This window comes from bacterium, from assembly GCA_012517375.1.
GTDB lineage: Bacteria > Hydrothermota > Tepidihabitantia > B3-TA06 > B3-TA06 > JAAYVC01.
In genome coordinates, this window is record JAAYVC010000094.1 from 1 (window position 1) to 17,698 (window position 17,698).

22 protein-coding genes are annotated in these 17,698 nt (G+C 44.8%); 6 read left to right on the plus strand and 16 right to left on the minus strand.

What is annotated here, in order from left to right:
* Nucleotides 1-390: 390 nt before the first annotated feature.
* The 7 genes from GX441_09705 to GX441_09735 all read right to left on the minus strand — a co-directional run bounded on the left by GX441_09705 (nt 391) and on the right by GX441_09735 (nt 5,999).
* The gene (locus tag GX441_09705) at nt 391-1,077 is read right to left on the minus strand and encodes a hypothetical protein (GenBank protein NLI98914.1); all 687 of its coding nucleotides are present in this window, start codon (nt 1,075-1,077) and stop codon (nt 391-393) included.
* A gap of 17 nt (nt 1,078-1,094) precedes the next feature.
* Nucleotides 1,095-1,871 (minus strand): hypothetical protein, encoded by a 777-nt coding sequence (locus tag GX441_09710; GenBank protein ID NLI98915.1) that lies wholly within the window; start codon nt 1,869-1,871, stop codon nt 1,095-1,097.
* Between the two features lie 56 nt (nt 1,872-1,927).
* Nucleotides 1,928-2,923 carry a hypothetical protein gene (locus tag GX441_09715; protein NLI98916.1) on the minus strand — a complete coding sequence of 332 codons (996 nt, stop codon included), beginning with the start codon at nt 2,921-2,923 and terminating at the stop codon, nt 1,928-1,930.
* A gap of 149 nt (nt 2,924-3,072) precedes the next feature.
* Nucleotides 3,073-3,849, minus strand: a complete 777-nt coding sequence (locus GX441_09720) for a hypothetical protein (GenBank protein ID NLI98917.1) — start codon at nt 3,847-3,849, stop codon at nt 3,073-3,075.
* A 21-nt stretch (nt 3,850-3,870) separates the two neighbouring features.
* A complete protein-coding gene (locus GX441_09725) occupies nt 3,871-4,269 on the minus strand; it encodes a hypothetical protein (GenBank protein ID NLI98918.1) in 399 nt (132 codons plus the stop codon).
* A 134-nt stretch (nt 4,270-4,403) separates the two neighbouring features.
* Nucleotides 4,404-5,501 (minus strand): MBL fold metallo-hydrolase, encoded by a 1,098-nt coding sequence (locus GX441_09730; protein NLI98919.1) that lies wholly within the window; start codon nt 5,499-5,501, stop codon nt 4,404-4,406.
* Nucleotides 5,502-5,534: 33 nt separating this feature from the next.
* A complete protein-coding gene (locus tag GX441_09735; protein ID NLI98920.1) occupies nt 5,535-5,999 on the minus strand; it encodes a ferritin family protein in 465 nt (154 codons plus the stop codon).
* Nucleotides 6,000-6,836: 837 nt separating this feature from the next.
* Here GX441_09735 and GX441_09740 point away from each other — a divergent pair.
* The gene (locus tag GX441_09740) at nt 6,837-7,958 is read left to right on the plus strand and encodes a radical SAM protein (protein ID NLI98921.1); all 1,122 of its coding nucleotides are present in this window, start codon (nt 6,837-6,839) and stop codon (nt 7,956-7,958) included.
* 42 nt (nt 7,959-8,000) lie between these two features.
* On the opposite strand, the gene GX441_09745 is transcribed toward GX441_09740, so the two are convergent.
* From GX441_09745 to GX441_09770, 6 genes are all read right to left on the minus strand, one after another.
* Nucleotides 8,001-8,207 carry a hypothetical protein gene (locus GX441_09745; protein ID NLI98922.1) on the minus strand — a complete coding sequence of 69 codons (207 nt, stop codon included), beginning with the start codon at nt 8,205-8,207 and terminating at the stop codon, nt 8,001-8,003.
* A gap of 77 nt (nt 8,208-8,284) precedes the next feature.
* Entirely contained in the window at nt 8,285-8,863 is a 579-nt protein-coding gene (locus GX441_09750) for a rubrerythrin family protein (protein ID NLI98923.1), read from the minus strand.
* Nucleotides 8,864-8,942: 79 nt separating this feature from the next.
* Nucleotides 8,943-9,386: a ferritin family protein gene (locus tag GX441_09755; protein ID NLI98924.1), complete on the minus strand. Its 444-nt coding sequence runs from the start codon at nt 9,384-9,386 to the stop codon at nt 8,943-8,945.
* A 111-nt stretch (nt 9,387-9,497) separates the two neighbouring features.
* Nucleotides 9,498-10,337 carry a TIGR02757 family protein gene (locus tag GX441_09760; protein NLI98925.1) on the minus strand — a complete coding sequence of 280 codons (840 nt, stop codon included), beginning with the start codon at nt 10,335-10,337 and terminating at the stop codon, nt 9,498-9,500.
* 20 nt (nt 10,338-10,357) lie between these two features.
* Nucleotides 10,358-10,708, minus strand: a complete 351-nt coding sequence (locus GX441_09765) for a DUF190 domain-containing protein (protein ID NLI98926.1) — start codon at nt 10,706-10,708, stop codon at nt 10,358-10,360.
* 24 nt (nt 10,709-10,732) lie between these two features.
* A complete protein-coding gene (locus tag GX441_09770) occupies nt 10,733-11,059 on the minus strand; it encodes a CrcB family protein (protein NLI98927.1) in 327 nt (108 codons plus the stop codon).
* Between the two features lie 341 nt (nt 11,060-11,400).
* On the opposite strand from GX441_09770, the gene GX441_09775 reads away from it, so the two are divergent.
* Nucleotides 11,401-12,096 carry a RibD family protein gene (locus GX441_09775; GenBank protein NLI98928.1) on the plus strand — a complete coding sequence of 232 codons (696 nt, stop codon included), beginning with the start codon at nt 11,401-11,403 and terminating at the stop codon, nt 12,094-12,096.
* A gap of 47 nt (nt 12,097-12,143) precedes the next feature.
* On the opposite strand, the gene GX441_09780 is transcribed toward GX441_09775, so the two are convergent.
* The 3 genes from GX441_09780 to lipB form a co-directional block, all read right to left on the minus strand.
* Nucleotides 12,144-12,992, minus strand: a complete 849-nt coding sequence (locus GX441_09780) for a DNRLRE domain-containing protein (GenBank protein NLI98929.1) — start codon at nt 12,990-12,992, stop codon at nt 12,144-12,146.
* 127 nt (nt 12,993-13,119) lie between these two features.
* Nucleotides 13,120-14,025 (minus strand): lipoyl synthase, encoded by a 906-nt coding sequence (gene lipA, locus GX441_09785; protein ID NLI98930.1) that lies wholly within the window; start codon nt 14,023-14,025, stop codon nt 13,120-13,122.
* Entirely contained in the window at nt 14,022-14,702 is a 681-nt protein-coding gene (gene lipB, locus GX441_09790; GenBank protein NLI98931.1) for a lipoyl(octanoyl) transferase LipB, read from the minus strand. Before lipB ends, lipA begins: the two co-directional genes overlap by 4 nt.
* A 204-nt stretch (nt 14,703-14,906) precedes the next feature.
* Between lipB and GX441_09795 the strand changes: the two genes are divergently transcribed.
* From GX441_09795 to GX441_09810, 4 genes are all read left to right on the plus strand, one after another.
* Nucleotides 14,907-15,284 (plus strand): T9SS type A sorting domain-containing protein, encoded by a 378-nt coding sequence (locus GX441_09795; GenBank protein ID NLI98932.1) that lies wholly within the window; start codon nt 14,907-14,909, stop codon nt 15,282-15,284.
* 135 nt (nt 15,285-15,419) lie between these two features.
* Nucleotides 15,420-15,734, plus strand: a complete 315-nt coding sequence (locus GX441_09800; protein NLI98933.1) for a hypothetical protein — start codon at nt 15,420-15,422, stop codon at nt 15,732-15,734.
* Nucleotides 15,734-15,997: a hypothetical protein gene (locus tag GX441_09805; GenBank protein NLI98934.1), complete on the plus strand. Its 264-nt coding sequence runs from the start codon at nt 15,734-15,736 to the stop codon at nt 15,995-15,997. The genes GX441_09800 and GX441_09805 overlap by 1 nt, the downstream gene beginning before the upstream one ends.
* Before the next feature lie 204 nt (nt 15,998-16,201).
* On the plus strand, nt 16,202-17,698 hold a 1,497-nt coding region (locus GX441_09810), incomplete at its 3' end, for a hypothetical protein (protein ID NLI98935.1).

The window sequence follows — 17,698 nt, forward strand, 5'->3', positions numbered from 1 at the left end:
CGGCTCTGCGCCGTAAAATCAAGATACTGCTATGAGATTGCCGCGTCCTAACGCCTTCGGCGTTTCTCCTCGCAATGACGTTGGAGTTCGTGACGCTTTTCATCAAACGGGACTCCATTTCTCGAATCCTGACTAATCACGCCAGGGAATTTGTCCAGCTTCTGTCTATCTTCTGACCAGCTTTTTTTGCCCGCAACATGAGATGGCGAACGGAGGGAGCAATCTACTTCGTAGCTTTGCGGGGACCCCGGGTCTGGAATCGATTCTGCCGAAGCTGTAGGCTTCCAGCCGCTACTTTTGGGGAGTATTTGACCGTGATTCCTGACCGCAAAGAGTAAAATCCAACTGCGATATTCGACCAAACGCCTTCAACTCAGGTTTGACAAGATGTCAAAAACTTACGTAAGCGGCAAGTCCGGGGGAGACGTAGTCAAGTGTTGCAGGTACGCCGCATGCAGCTACAACCGAAAGCCATTCCACAGGATACCAGCAAGCGCCAGGCCAAAGTTCCGCTGTCAGGGAGTTGTCATCCAGAGAATAATACGTATTTAACTCGCCGAAAATAGAGAAGTTATCAGCAACCCATAGGTCCGGAGCTACCCAGAACCATATCTCGCCGTTGGTTTCATCTGTAAGTGGTCTATAATAAAAGAGATCGGCATGGAGGTTGAACTTGCCAAGAGGAAATAAGGTTGCCATAATGCCTGGGGTGAGCGCAAAGCTTCCGTCCTCTGATAATGGAATGGACGCTTCTAACACTCCAGAAAGTAAGAAGTTATCTTTAGCGATGAACATGTATCGGGGTTCAACAACCAGTTCGCCTAATGAAAACCGGCCTGCGGAAAAGGCGCCATTCGCAAAGACGGTAACGTCAAATCGGGGTAAAACTCCGTAGCCGAAATACATATAAGGATCTAAAATTACGTCGCTTGTAGTATCTCCGATAGGCACAGTGGCGTACATGTAAGGGCCAAGCCACCCTGAACCCTGGTCAACGGTATATGCGGCAATAGTGTTGAAAGGATCTGCAGATGCTAAAGCGAAAATAAACAGGACAAGCAACAAGGTTCGTTTCACAAGTTTCCTCCTTAAAACTACTTAAGTTTATAGTGAAGGGACCGCTCATGCACTGAAGCAAGAGCGATTAGCATGTAGGAAGCGGTCCATCCGAGGTCAAGCGGATTCCTGAGTCCAATTTCAGGTTGAAGCGTGTAAATTGCATCACATATGCTCATAATGAACATTGCAATCACGAAAAGTATATATGTAGTGGTTACTCTTCCGCCCCAGAACTGAACAATAATGATTAATCCCAAACAGAGTATCGCAACATCAGAAAGTACGTAGAAAGAATCTATTATGTTCGCAAGGATTGGCGAGGAAGAATCCAGAAACGCCGGAACAATAATCCTGCCGATGGCTTCGGCGGCAAGCAGTGCAGCAATTATTCCAATCAGCAGGGTTTCTGAAGGAGTAAGCTTAACATCAGCTACTTTTATGAAACGCAGCATTGCCAGTATAACCAGAGGGTAAAAAATAATGTAGGCGGCATCGGCAATGCCGGGATGAGGAGCCTCTACTTGCCAGAAGAGGTCGTATACATTCCATACGGTATCGCCAATGAAGTAAAAGACAAGGGCCAGAAGGATAAAGAGCCATGCCCTGTGACCCTTCCATTGCTTGTCGATACCTGTATAGGATATAAATAAAAAGATGACGGGCACAAGAAGCGTTATTTGATAGACAATCGTTCCGACATTGTAAGGTATTGTTTTGTAAGGATTTGCTAATGACGGTACAAAATAAAAGATTGATGTAATAATAAAGAGGACGACGAAGGTTATCGAACTCCAAACCAATGATCGCGACATAATCCCTCCTGTGTTGAGGAGTATTTTTTTTGCGTAGCCTGGTGAGGCTGGAATGTTTAAAGCCCCAATTTTTCAGGGCTTATCGAATCGAGTATTTCCGTTGCAGGTTTAACGTCTTTCTTTTCCTTAAGATAGTTTTCGTAAATCCGGCGGTAACGTGATGAGACTACTTTTGGCCCCCACATATCTTTTAACGCCGTATGTACTTGTCTTAATAGGTTTGAAAATTCACTGATAATTTGCTCCTTCTTGAGTAACGTCGAGGTAGGTAGGAATTCATTGTCAACAATAACAACTGGCGATTCGGCGATTGTTCCGGCAATCCTTTTGAAAAGGTCCATGGTTTCCTGCGGCGGGAGCCCGTTTCTTCCATATGCATCACGCGTAAAATTGAGGAATGACACAAGAATTTTTTTTACAAATTCTGTTTCGGAAGGTTTGGTAATAATTTCAAGCAAAGGCAGTTCTATTTTTTCAAATTCTTCGTTCTTAATTTGTGTGACCGAAAGAGTTCCGCCAATATCGTGATAGAGACTGTAGAAATCCTTGAATTCGCTGTCTATTTTGGGTTGCCTGTTCGTGTAAGAGCCTACAAGAACTCCATCGTTAAAGAGTATGTGTCCTTCAAGGTCATTGTTTTCAAGAACGATGTGACTGATAACGCCTGAAACAAGACAACTTTCCATAAGCTTAACAAGGTGAATTACCTGTGAGCTCATATGAGATAGATGCGGTTTGGCAATGAGCGGTATCAAAAGAGGTTTGCATATCTCAGGTTTTAAGCTGAAAAGAGAAAGAATCAGGTTTCCTGTGGCTGAGTCTACCATCATTGCCTCAATTGCTTCTTTTCCTACCAGTTGTTCGTTGCCGTGCGTGAGAATTGCGTTCCGGACGCTGCCATTTGTTATGAAAATCTCCGTCAATTGACTTCTTGTTTCGCCTGTAAGAACACCGTTGAACCCTTTATCCTCCATCCAGCTCATTAATTCATCGATTTTCAGTAACTGAGATGGTACTTTTTCGTGTACTGCTTCACCCTTTGGATAGTGCACTAAAACTCCTCATTAAAATTGGATGAATCGTTGTATTTTTCATTATACAGATTAAATCATCTCCTGCATGACTGGTTAATTATAAAATCGGGAATGTGATTGTCAAGAACATTTTTCCTGAATCGTTTCAGGTGTTTTTAATGACCTAATTATAATTCATCTCTTATCCGTTTATGGAGAGTTCGTTCATAGACAAGAGCAAGGGCAATCAAAAGATACGCAAGATTCCACAAAATATCGAGAGGGTTTCTGTATCCCCAATTTTCTGAAAAAAGCGAGTAAAGAGCATCTACTACAATCAATACAAAGATACCTGAGAGGAAAAGCAAGAAGGACACTGAAATTTGGCCGCCCCAGACCTGCAAAAGAATCAAGAGCCCGATAGTAAAAATAATCATATCCGCAAGAGGGTAATACAAATCAAGTAATTTTATCGTTAACGGGATTTGAGGTTCTGCAAGATGAGGTATAATAACCTTCCACAAAAGAAACCCCAAAAGCAAACCTCCTGCAGCGGATACGCAAATTATCTGAACTGGCGAACGCTTAGTTCTTGTCAATCTTAAGAAAATCATCATTGCCGAGATCATCAGAGGAGGAAAGAAGAAGTAAAACACATCCGAAAGACCGGGATAGGGAGGTTCAACTTTCATTGAACCATAAACGTTCCAGATAGTATCTCCTACGGCATAGAAAGATAAGGCAAGGAAAACCAGAAGCCATCCGCTTCTTCCTGACCAATCTTTTTCAAGACCAAGGTAACCAAAAAGAGCTAGAAAAATCGGTGTGATAAAGGTTAATTGATCTACTGCAACCCCTAAATAAAACACAAGCGGGGTTGTATTTATTTGTTGAAGTAAGTAGAATAAAACATCAACAATTAGTAAGCCACAGCCTATGAAAACGCACGTCCAAAAAGAACGCATACGAAGCCTCCTCGACGACTATTACATGAATAGCCTGTCCGGTGATATCATCTTCAACACTTCTTGCGCCTCCTGATTTTCAGCAAGATTCGATTTCAGCAGCTCGAATAATCTGGAGTACCTGTATGAGATGACTTTTGGTCCCCAGACCGTAGCAAGCGCTTTATGTGTTTCCTTATACACGACTGTAAAACTATCAATGATTATCTCTGGTTCTTTAGTTTCGTTATTCGCGGTAAAAACGTTATCCTTAATGATAATCGGAGATGGGTTAGTGGATGTTTTTGTTATCCTGTTGAATAAGCTTTTAGTATGAATAGCTGGAACACCATTGTTTTGATAAAAATTAAGCGTCTCATTAAGAATATAAATCATTACATTGAGTAGGGGTTTATGTTCGGATTTCTTTTTAGCAGACATATCTATTTCCTTGATTTGTATGATTTTACGTACAGAAGAACGATTGTCAAGATGATAGGGGAATAAAAAAAGATAGTTAATAGGATAAAAAAACAATAAACGGTTTTTTATTGATTCGCAACTTTTTTATAATCTTATGGATTAGTTAAGAGGTTGTGGGGAGGGGCTTTAGAGAAAGCGTCCGCAGGGAGCGACAAGCCGTAATTGTCGAGTATTTCAGCATATTTAATTCTGATCATATTTAATTTATCGGCTGGAATTAATTGTTCAAGACTATTCCACATATGGATGACGGCGTTATTAGGGCCAACCTTGATATCTATTACGGAATTATTTGAAATCTGGAAAACGGTAGTAAACTCCTCGGGATTAGACAGTTTATTGAGAAGTTTTGAGTGGAGTTCAGATTCCTCTTGCAGAAGATAATCGAGAAGTCTGTTTAAGGCGACGATTACAATATCTTTCATGGGTTTTCGTTCTTTGATGATTTCCAGTCCTACTTCCAGCATGGATATTCTAGCAAGAAAATCCTCTACGAATCTGCCGGCGATTACGTCGCCGTGTTGAGGAGCAATAACATCAGGAGTGGGGGTGAGAGAGGTTATTCTATCGACAGTCTGTTGCAGAGCTTTTTTTGAAGGCATGTAGATTTCATGAAAAAAAGCGATGCCGTTGAATGAAGTATCGTCGGCATGGATACCTTCGCCTTTGCGAGAATTAACGCCTGCAAGAAAATCACCGGAAAAAAGAACCTTGCTTTCATAATCGTACATCATCATAGCGCCTCTGAAATGGCAGAAATATGCAGGTAAGAATTGTATTTTGTGGCCTGTTTTATTAATAATAAGATACTCGGAGCTGGAGGATTCAATAGCGTAAAGGTTACGTTCGGGTATTCCCAGCATCTTAATGAGACGCAGCGTGTCAGTTGAAGCTGCAATAACCGCATGAGGAGCATTTGCCAGAACAACATTGATATTGGAAGCAACGTCCGGGTCCTGATGGCTTAGAAAAACTATATCTACATTTTGGATTCCGCCTATGAGCTTTTCGAGTGCAGAAGCAAGAAGTTCGGTATCCAGTTTCGTTCCCGGGTCAAAAAGCATGTTGACCTTGTTGTTTTGACCGATAAACCTCTTAACGTATATATTGCGATGCAGGTCTTTTTCCGGCGTACGGATTAAGTAGAACTCCCGTCCTATCTCGTAATAATATGGATTTTCCTCAGACATAACATCTCCTTGTATTTAACGGATAATACCTTGCTAGTTTTCCGTAAGTATATGTTCGTCGTATTGAATCTCGAAATAAAGCTTGTGTTTGGCTTCTTCCTGAGCCAAGCCTAACAGCAGTTCTTCAAGCTCGGGATTGTCTGTAATTGCTGCAAGATCGGTATATAGCTTAAACGAAGCCTTTTCCCTTTGCATGGCTACTATAAGAGCCTTCTGGAAATCGAATTCGGCGTTTAGCTCAATGTCAACCTTGGCAAGGTAGTCGGCTATCCTAAGATTTTGAATTTTTTGACTGACTGATAGCATAATCTTGCCTTCCTTGACTGCTTCGAGTTTTGCTTTATGCTTCAGCTCTTCTTTGGAAAAACTCAAAAACAACTCTTTGATGGATGAGTTGTCTGTTCGTTCGGCGAGGCTTCCATAGAACTTGCTGGCTTCCTCTTCCTTGCCTATTGCGAAATCGAGAAGCTCATTCACTGAACCGAAGGTATCATTCATCAATTCCTCCTGGATTAGATAAAAGTTTCAAGCTTATTCCTTCCGCCATAGCAGGCGTAAGATTAGAGATTATAAGATATTAATCCGCTCGGTCAAGCTGCCAGGCTTCTTGCGCTAGGAGACGTTTGCCAGGTGTTAAGGATGGCATTAAGAAACACTGGGATTTCCAGCTAAAAAGAGAGGCCGCTTATGAAGCTTGCTTATAAGGGACTGGAGGGCATGAACCCCTGCAAGCAAGGGATGAGTTATAGAGCGTTATTAGAGACGCGCAGCGTCTTCGGGGCATCCGGCAAGCTGCAGCGCGAAGTTTTCCCTCTATTGCATAAGAGATGAAGGAAAACCTCTACCTTGAGAGAGTACGTCCGATGGTTCGCAAATGGCTTAGGTGCTCCAAGAGGAGCCGCCTCCCCGTAACCCGCCGGAACGATGCAGGCGAATCCCGTTGCCTCTGTTGCAATCAGCTCTATGAGAAGTCCTCTTGCCGTTTCTCCTTCTTGACCAACTCAGATCCGCTATCCCTGCTAAAGGTGTTTTGACTATGGACGCTTAGCGTCTTTAATTGATTTTTTATCGAAACTTGAGTTAGGTGGATGTGGTCTTGACTCGGATTCTTATTTATATATTATAGCTTAAAGATATGTTTATTGACAAACGACATAAAAACCTCGCTTATCCGGGAGTCTATTGAAAAGAATGCTCCGACGTTTTTCAAGCAAACCTAAGGTGCTTATATGTTCATCTTACATGAAGGATAAGAAAGACTTTTTTGATACTTTTGCAGTGAATACGCCTTACAGACCTCATTTGAGTTACCAATCCCGGGCTTATTCCGCAGCATTGAGGTTTCTTAAAACTAATATTCCTGATATCGAGATAATCGAATACCCTTCATGGAGTGACTATATAAAAAAAATTAATGAAGGCTGGGATGTTGTAGGGTTTAGCTTTCTTCACTTTGAGATGAATGAGATTATTAAAATGGCTGAAGAGGCAAAGAAGAGAGGCGTACGAGAAATCTGGGCAGGAAGCTACGGCGCTTTATCTCCTCAGGCTTCATTTGCCGACAAGCGATGGATCGGCTATTGCGAAGGAGAGCTATCCCGGAAGGTTTTCAATGAAGAGCTTGAATATATCAGGCACCCTTTGCTTGTTAATCATATCAGAATGGACATGCCTCCTTCCTTAAAGGTTGCGAGAATAGGAGGACTTTATACTCAAAGGGGATGCCCGTATCGCTGTATTTTTTGTCAAACACCAGGTTATGCCCCAAAACCGTCCCGTATTCCGCTAGAGAGTATAGCCAGGGTGCTTAGCCATTATAAGAAAATAGGCATAAAGATTGTTGCGATTCATGACGAGACCTTTGGCATATTTCCCGAACATTCCAGAAAGGTCGTCGAGATGCTTTCTTCTCTCGGTATGAGATGGTCGGCAGGTTCAAGAATCGATAAGATCCTTGAAAATCTTGATTACTGGAGCGCAAATGGGTTGATGATGGTTGGTTTTGGAATCGAATCACTAAGAAACGTAACACAATCCAAGATTCTTAAACAGATTAATACTGATAGTCTGCCGGAATTGCGTAAAAGAACAAAGCAGAAGAAAATAGCAACGACAGCATATTACATGATAGGATATGAGGACGATACCATTGAATCTATTTGTGAAGATCTTATTATGTTGAGAGGAAAAGGTTTTGACTCTCATCAACTAACCGTGAATACTCCGTTTCCCAGCACTCTTCAGTGGGATTATATTAAATCGGTTTTCGGATTAATAGATTATGACCCGGCGCATTACGATACCCGTCATTTGGTCTGGAATCATCCAAACATCAGCGCCGCTCAGATGGGATATATGCTCAGGGCGGGATGTGCGTATCTTAATCGCCCTCTTTCAAGTTATATCCCAGGTATTGCAAGACTTTTAAGAAAGGTCAACAAGACTTCTAAAGAATAGGGGCGCAAGAGCGCCCCTATTCTTTACTGGTTGATAATTCAATTAATGACCGCAGCTGCAGCCTTTGTGCTGATGTTCTTCTTCCTCGCTATCCTCGTCGTGGCAAGGGCAGTCGCATTCCTTGCCAGGCGTATGATACTGATAGCAGCCACAATCGTCGTCTTCGTGGCATTCGCACTCGCAGGCTTCGTCTTCCTTGTGGTGTTCGTAGCATTCGCAATCTTCGTGGTGGTGTTTGTGTTTAGACATCAAGTCCTCCTAAATTAGATTTGCGCTTTTCGGTTTACGGTTTCGCGCAGCATTCTTTTCAAGTATGTTGCGGAGGGTTACCAATTTTCTCCCAGAAGCTCGAAATACGCCCTGGGGTGAACGCAGGCAGGGCACTGCTCAGGCGCTTCTTTTCCCTCGTGGAGGTAGCCGCAGTTGCGGCAGCGCCAGACAACAGACTCCGTTCTTGCATAAACGCGGTTCTCTTCGATATTCTTCAACAGATCCAAGTATCGTTTCTCATGCTGCTTCTCGGCGACCATTACCGCCTCGAAAAGCCTGGCAACAGCTTCAAAACCTTCGTCTCTGGCTACTTTTGCATAGTTCGGATACATATCCGTCCACTCGTAGTGCTCGCCGCCGGCCGCTTCCTTAAGGTTTTCTGCGGTCGTGCCTATCACTCCTGCCGGAAACTTCCACTGTATCTCGACCTCGCCGCCTTCGAGAAAACTGAAGAAACGTTTTGCATGCTCCTTCTCCTGGTCCGCGGTTTCGGCAAAGATAGCTGCAATCTGCTCGAATTCCTCCTTCTTTGCCTTGCCGGCAAAGTAGGTGTAGCGATTGCGAGCCTGTGATTCGCCGGCAAAAGCTGTCAAAAGATTCTTTTCGGTCTTTGTGCCTTTTATGCTTTTTGCCACTGTTTTCTCCTTGTTTTATTTGTCAAATTTACTCAATTTCTTGATTCTTTCAACTCCTTGAATCCCCGGAAAAAGTCTATCAACCCTTCAGATACTTCTCGTAGACACCCTGAATGCTTGTTTGGTGCTCGAGTTCGTCTGCGGCAAGGTTCTTGAATATGTTCTGCAGCTCCCGATCTTCAACAATCTGTGCAAGATCCGAATAGAGCTTATGAGAACCACGCTCGCGCTCCAGCGCCAGCAGCATTGCGTTCTCAATTGCCAAAGATTTAGATTTCTCAGTTGTAAGAAGCGCTTTTTCTAACTCAAGGTTCTTTATCTTGGGGTGAGAAGCAATCTCCACATTCCCCTTTCGCATCTCAGTAATGACTATCCTGTGTCTTATTTCCTGTTTAGCCAGTTCGCTAAACAGTTTCTTCATGCCCGCATCCAGCATCCTTCCAGCAAGTTCTAAATAAAAATCGTAAGCGTCCTGCTCCTTCTCTCTCGCGAAGTCAAGAACATCCTCAATTGAATTGAACATTAAGAGTATTCTCCTTTTGGCTTCATTAACTCAATCATAGTTTTTTTAAGGGCTTCGTCAAGTTCATCTTCGCTTCAAAGGAATGCTTTTCATTCTTTTGGGAACCCGGTCTCAAGCGGATTCTTGAGGCATCAGACAGGAAGAAAGAAAAGCATCCATATCGGTATCATCCCTTATACCTAGTCTGGTCAAGACGAAGTCGTACTTAACCGGATCCTCTGGCGCTATCTCCCTGAAAGCGTTTGTAATCTCCATAGCGGTTGTGAGATTCGCCTGCTTTCGCTCCGTTATACCGAGTCTGAGTCCTATCCGGTGCATGTGCAGATCAACCGGTACAATTAACTTCGAGGGGTGGATTCCCTTCCACCCGCCCGGGTCTACCGCGTCCTTGCGAACCATCCACCTCAGAAATAAATGCAACCTTTTTGACGCTCCCCTTTTTTCTGGATAGGGGATGAGATGCTCAAATCCGTAACTCACCTTTCCTTGTCCGTATTTCACGCTCCTGTTTTTTTCCCGCGCGCGGTCTCTGATGGTTGAGGTGAATCGAATAAGCGCAGGTAGTACTGTTTCATCCTTCTCTTCATATCCATGCATGAATGCCGCCTCAAGCGAGCCTAAATCCTCAATAGTCCTTTTTACGCCCCAGAGCATCATCGAAAAGTCCTCGCCTGCCGCGAAGCGGTGTTTGAAATCCTTGAATGCTTGCTTTATTTCTCCAAAATCGCTTGATTTTAGAAATTCGATAGGAGAGGGCTTCATCAAATCGAGCGCTTTTTTTACGCTTCCTAGAATCTGTTTGACGCCTCCGTACGCAAGGGAGGATGCTATCAATCCTACAACTTCGCGCTCTCGAAGTCTGGGGTAATCGTACAAAAACTGCAACGGATCGGGATTCACGAACTCCCTTTTTGAGTAGCAGGCGTAGAGCGCCTCGAGCTGGAGAAAAATATCCGAGAGGGTGCGCACAATTATAAACTGCTCTTCGTAGGGTGGCTGCGGTAGGCTAAAACTCTCATCTTTTCAATGGTTATAAGTCCTTCCAAAACAACGCCATCGAGAAAAGGGATGAAAGCTTCAATTTTATCAACGGTATCCACAATTTCAATGACAATAGGCAGATCTTCAGACAACCTTAAAACCTTTGCAGTGTGGATGCGGCTGTCCGCTCCAAAACCCATCACGCCGCGCATTACAGTTGCGCCAGCCATTCCTTGTTTGCGAGCCTCTTCAACTATTAGTTCATAAAGAGGTTTTCCGCTTTTTTTATCGTTTTCGCCAATAAATATGCGAAGCATTTCGGCTTCCTTTGGCAATTGCATGTCGCACTCCTTTCTCCTTTGCTTCTAAATAATCTGGCCTAAGCGAAGTCCGGCAAACAAGAATACAATGCACAACACATTCTGGGCGCCAATATTACCCGAAGCGTACAGCCATTGGTTACTGCGAATCAATTGGACAGTTTCAAAAGAGTAAGTCGAAAAAGTGGACAGGGCGCCTAAAAAGCCGATCATTATTACGGTTCTAAGCTCGCTGCTTATCATTATTCTGCGTTCCGCTAAAGACCAGAGCAGCCCGCCCAGAAAACACGCGAGCGCATTGATAATCAAAGTACTCCAGGGGAATTCGCCTTTGAAAAGACGCTGCAAAACTCCGGAAAGAACATATCTCATTAACGTCCCTGTCGCGCCGGCAAGCGATATGTAGATGAGTTTTTGAAAAATAATAACCTCCTTGTTGTCAATTCGCAGGAGTCATCAGCCAAGGAGGCAATTACCGGGGACTCCATCCCTTTTTAAGAAGAAATTATACTTAATAAATCCGATTAAGTCAAATCTGCTAAAGTTCGCGCGCAGACGGACGGAACGCTTATTTCGTTATGTCCTTTAATGAACGCAAGTTGCTCATTGGAATAAAGCATACTATAGGAATCTCCTTGTTGGCGACAAGCTGTTGACAATCGAGACAACGCATGTATACTTTAAGCTTGAATCTCAACCAATAAAGGAGGAAGATGAAGCCGAAGGTCATTCTGCACAACGCAACGAGTCTTGACGGTCGTATGGATCACCTTTCCATCGACATGGGGCTTTTCTACGGCATTGCGTCGAAATGGAAGGAAGACGCCACACTCGTCGGTTCGAACACGATGCTGGCCGCAGCATCCGAAGTTCCCACTGAGAACGAGTCCGCATTCGAGCCGCCCCGGATCGATCCGAAGGACAGACGGCCCCTGCTCGTCGTACCGGATTCAAGAGGCCGCATCAGGTTCTGGCATGCGGCGAGGGCGTGGGGATTCTGGCGCGACGTTGTCGTTCTTTGCTCGGGTTCTACTCCAAAGAAGTATCTCGATTATCTCGAAAAGCGTCACGTCCGCTACGTAGTCGCAGGTGGTGTAAAGGTTGATCTACGAAAAGCCCTTGACATTCTCTCAAGACGCTTCGGCGTCAGGACCGTCCGTGTAGACTCGGGCGGAACCCTGAATGGAGCGCTTCTGCGCTCAGGTCTCGTGGACGAGGTGAACGTCCTCGTAACGCCGACCCTTGTTGGCGGAACATCCGCGCGTTCGCTATTCATTGCTCCTGATTTGGGATCCGCAAAAGGCATCGTCAAGCTCAACCTCATCCAGACGAAGAAGCTCGCGGGAGACGTGTTATGGCTGCGCTACGATGTGGTCAGAAAGAAACGCCGGTCAGAGAGCGGCAAATAAGCTCTGGGGCGGCTTCACAATGCTCTACAGGGCTTGAATCATTAAGGTCAATCAATCAATACGAGCTTTCTTGTGAGCGACGCGGCCGGTGTCGTAAGCCTTGCGAAGTAGACGCCCTTTTCTGCGGTTAATGAAAAGTGATGGTCGCCCGCGCTCAATGAGCCCTCAAAAAGCGTCCGGACAAGCGCGCCCGAGGCGTCGAAAATATTAAGCGACACAGGGGAGGGGGAGGTCAGGGAAAAGAATACTCCATCATCCGGAGTCGCGGTAAAGTCACCAATGCTCACAGGCGTCGGCGCTTCTCCCACCGCTCCTCCTGTATGGTAGTCGAGATAGAGCTTCGGGCATTTCGCGGTGTCGGGATTCTCCCTCGACGCAAACTGACAGCCGCCGGCGAACAAGATGTCGTACGGAATGTCCATGTAGAACCCGTTGTTGGGGGCCTCGTCGGCGAGCCAGGAGTTGACTATCCGGGTGACATCGACTTCATACCACACATCCTGTGTCTCAGGCAGTTCATTGAACTCCTCGATATCCCTCAGCTCCGCCGGACGGTTGTTCCAGCATACGGTCGCCTCGTCCCAGGGCGCTGCGGACCTGAAGGTGCATGCATTGACTGAGGCAAGCATTGTTGTTACGTAGAGTCTGAGTTGGGCAAAATCGCAAACGGCTCCGACGGTTTTGAGCTCGTCTATTCCCTGAAAGTAAAGCAGTAACTTCTCCGCCTTGATTATTTCAGGGCCTCCCCAGAGTACATAGAACTCCTCGCTTCCGTAGGTCAATGCGGGCTGGCCCTCGTTGACCTTGCTGTCCTTTGTGATTTTCAGGGTGGCTGTTGCGCCGAAAACGTCGGCTGCAAGAAACACAAGGGATAATACTAACACGAGTTTTTTCACGCTGCCTCCTTGGCTTAGATTTTCTCCTCAGGGAACCGTCTCCATCCAATGTACTAAGCATACTTCTATCTTCAATGTTGTCAATGAGCGATTTGGTTTTTTAAGCAGGGGGAAAATCAGCGGTTGATCAGATCGTTTTGGCCTCTTTTTTTGGCAGGATGGAAGCATCCTCTGCATGGTAGGATGACCGTACCAGCGGCGAGCACGCGGCGGATATAAAACCCATCTCCTTGGCTCTCCTCTCATATTCCTTGAACTGCTCAGGGGTGACGAACCTCTCCACTGTCAAATGGTTTCGTGTGGGCTGCAGGTACTGGCCTATTGTCAATATGTCCACCCCAACCTCGCGCATATCGTACATAGTATCGTATACTTCTTCGTCCATCTCGCCAAGACCGACCATTATGCCGGATTTAGTCGTCATCCCCGGTTTAATCTCCTTAACCGCCAGTAACACATCAAGAGACAAACGATAGCTTGCCCGTCTATCTCTAACGTGTGAGGTCAAGCGCTCGACCGTCTCGAGATTGTGCGCGATAACGTCGGGGCGGGCGTCCACAATCATCTTCAGCCTGTCGCGGACGACGTGACGGTCTCCCGCATCGCCGTTGCAAAAATCAGGTATCAGGGGCTCCACTAAAACATGGGGGTTATCCTTTTTAATTAATTCTATCGTTTTTGCGAAGTAGCCGGCGCCAGCGTCCTCGATGTCGTCCCTGTCCACCGACGTCAGCACGACATACTTGAGTCCCATTCTTCTGACCGCCTCAGCCACCCTCTCCGGTTCGGTCTCGTCCAGCACCCCCCGGGGGTTGCCTGTCGTTACCGCGCAGAATCTGCAGCCTCTTGTGCACACGTCGCCCAGTATCATGATGGTTGCCGTTCTTCGACCCCAGCAGTCTGCTATATTCGGGCACCTTGCCGAACGGCAGACCGTATTAAGCTTTAAATCCTTTAGAATTTCATCCACATCCCTGTATTCACCCTGACCCGGAAGCTTCACCTTAATCCAAGCCGGTTTCGGCTTAATCAGAACTCCTCCATTTCGTGTTCCTTGAATTGAATTTCAAATACACTTTCGAATGCTCTTCGAACGCTTTCCTTAACTTGATTAAAGTCAGGCTTTCTGCCAAGAACCTTTTCCATTGAGATTATGCCCTTGTCTTTCAAGCCGCAGGGAACTATTAAAGAAAACATATCAAGTTCTGGGGAAACGTTTAGTGCAAAACCGTGAAAGCTTACCCAGCGTTTAATAGCAACTCCAATTGCGGCAAGCTTATCCTGACCGACCCATACTCCGACCGGTTGACCGCGCTGCATCCGCATCGATGCGTATGCTTCAATGCCAAATTCCTTCATTGCGTCAACCAGAGCCGTCTCTATTTTTGCGACAAAAGGACGTACCCCTATAAGACCTTTCTCAAGTTTAAAGATAGGGTAGCCGACAAGCTGTCCGGGTCCATGATATGTTACATCGCCGCCACGCTCAACTTCATAGCAACCAACGCCTTCCTCGTCCAGTTCCTCTGGTGTTACAAGTATGTTTTCTTCCCTGGTCGAACGACCTTTGGTAATCACGTGATCGTGCTCTACGAAGATTAAGGTGTCAGGAACCAAATCCTCGACCCTTTTTTCCCATATTTTGCGCTGGAAATCCCATGCCTCGCGATAGGGCATCCAGTCGAGATCTATAAAGCAGCCTTTTTTCATTGCGCCTATTCTAAGCCACTAGAGGGTTGTGTCAATGTGAAAGCGCTTGCACATAATGGAAATTCTTTATGTTTACGGGTACGCCATATCTTTTTTCAAGTTAAACATAAAACATATCTTAGTAAAACTAATCATTTGGCATATTAATTGCTAATAGTTCAAGTAGAAGGACAGGATGATTAGAGTCAGGGCATGGAGGATGAAATGACTGTGACATTTCTTGCAATCATATTCGGCCTTTTGTGGGGTAGCGGAAATGAAGGTGTTCATGATTTGGGTGCAGGGGGAGAGGGTGTTACGGAAGAGAATCCAGCTTTAACATTGTATCAGAACCCGAATGCAAATTTAATCGATATCTCCGTTGAACCTGTTCATAAGATTCTATCTGTAAGCATCTTGTATTCCTTTGGCGATATCGTTAGCTTGGAACTCTTCGACGTAATGGGCAGGAAGCTCTTTAATGGCACTCTTGACGGTCCAAAAAGACACATAGACATTTCGAGTTTTTCTCCCGGAATCTATTTTCTTCTGGCAAGGTCTGGACAGAGTAACCAGGTTTCGCGCAAGATTATCCTTTACTGATAGACTTCTCTAAGAATTATACTATGGTATGCTAGTCCAGTACTTTTAGCCGCGCTTTTTTTGAGCCAAAGCACTTGACAAACGTTTTTTTTTGTATATTCTTATGATTTATTCTACTATAGAAAGGAGACAAACATGAAAAAAATAGAAAAACCGCTTCTTATGTTTATTGCTTTAGCTGCGTTTTTCATTGTTGCAGTTCCAGCAAATGCCCAGCTTGGAGGCTATTGGGAAAAGTGGACCCCCGCGTGCATATTGCCAAGCGGTTCTTTTATACTGTATGATTACGACAATAATAGTGTTTGCGATACTTTCACGCCGTTGTCAGGAGACGGATATATTATGTTTACTAATGACAGTTGTCCCAACGACAGTGTAACTGAAGTAGATTGGTGGGTCAGTTTCGTTAATGGTGATCGCGAAGTGATATACTTAGAAGATGCTTCTTAATGGTTCGCACGGCAATACTGGCTGGAAACAGACCTATTGCACACCTCCAGTATATCTTTGTGAATATCGAGGTGGAGGTTATTGGTGTGGATATGATTCATATCGGGACGTTTATTTCTGGGGATCTTGGGTTCCTGTTCCACCTCTTTTCATCTTTTATTGTCATGATTGTTTTCCACCCACTCCTAATGCTCATGTTATTATTACTGTGGAAGGTTCTTCTGATGGGAGAGTATGCCCTACTCAGTCGGAAGGTTATATGAAGCTTATAGACATAAGCCAAAGTCATCCTCATATAACACGTGATTGCGATTAGAAGATTAATAGTCATCTCTCTGTAATTAAACAAAAATTCGATTAAGAGGTAGTAGCTAAGACCTGCAGATAACGATTCTGCAGGTCTTAGCTATTGACAACAATCTATTGTTCAGTATCCTTACGCTAAAGCTCTTAACCCAGGAGGAGCAATGCGGAGAACATGGATTGTATTATTTTCAATCATTGCTATGCAATTTGTATGGGCAGCTGAAAAACCCATAGCTGATGTGTTTACCAGAAGCGCATCAGCTCCAGTAACAAATGTAAAGTCATCCGAACCACAGCATTTTGTTGGTCATTATGACATGCCGCCCTTGCCTTTGGCAAGGGACACTTTTGCGACTTATGCGTATTCGTACGGAGATATCGTGATTTTCTCCTACGCCGACTCTAATGAATGCGAGATAATAGACTCTGCGGGAAACAAAATCTGGTCTGGATTATTGATGCTTGATGAATACCGTCTGCAAAAAGGAATTACGCCCGGTGTTTATATGATTCAGGCCAGTAAAGCTTTTACCGTGTTGAGTGGCGATCCTTTTACAACAGGTATATGTAACTGGACGGCAGTAGATCAAAACAGTAGTCCTTTAAGCACCAAAATGCTTTCGGTTGGACCTTCAAGATCTGAAGGTGTGCCTGTAATAGCAGTGTTTGCGTACCAGGACAGCACATATGTAACTGTAAGGAATTTAGATAACCAAACTATAATTTGGGAAGGATATTTAGATAGTGCAAAATATTATTTAAGAGAACAGGGTGAAGTACCGCCCATTGTGTATTCTGTAGAAGCTTCCAAACCAGTCTATACAATGACCGGAGGAGGTCTTGGTGGTAAATACATCCCTTCTTATGATGGTACATTCGTAGGTCGGGATTTTATCACCTATCAGCAGTTGTGGCGTGCTGGCGAGGCTCACGACTTGCAGATTATTCCTTGGGAGGATAAGACAACGGTATCTGTAGTGGATTTGAACAATCCTTTGGATACTATATGGCGTGAATTTTTCTCAAAGAAAGGAGAAGTAAAGGGGCAAAGAATTCCTTTGCCTGGAACTGGCCGTGCGCTTTACATTCACAGCGACAAGGATATTTCTCTCTCTGAAAATCCTTGGGTAAGTTTCGGGCCTTCATCCAGTATTGGTTTTTTCCTTATTAGAAGTATTGACAGAAACGGATTAGGAATAGGTACCGAGTTTCACCAGCCTCTAGAAGGGTCTGTTTCCTGGAGTACACCGTATGTTTATTCACGTCTTCTTGTCGTTGCATACAGTGACAATACTGATGTCACTATCACAAGAACGCCAAGATATGGGGGTGCTGATGAGCCTGTATGGAAAGGGAAATTAAGTCGTGGTCAATATTACAGATACACTTGTCCTTTGGATGATGTGAATGCTTGGGCTACTTATCATGTTACTTCTTCCGAAGGTGTAAGCGTTATTGGAAACTGTAGAGACACGGAAGGCTCAGATTTTCTACCCCTTTGGTTTGCTATCCACCCCGGGGTGCTGGTGCTTCCGAGTCCTCAGTATAAGGAGACTGAATGCGGCGTGCCCACTAGCGAGTCCAATTCAGGTGCATATTTGACCATTATCAGGAACACTGGCAACATAGCCGACTTGATGAACATCGAGTTAACGAAC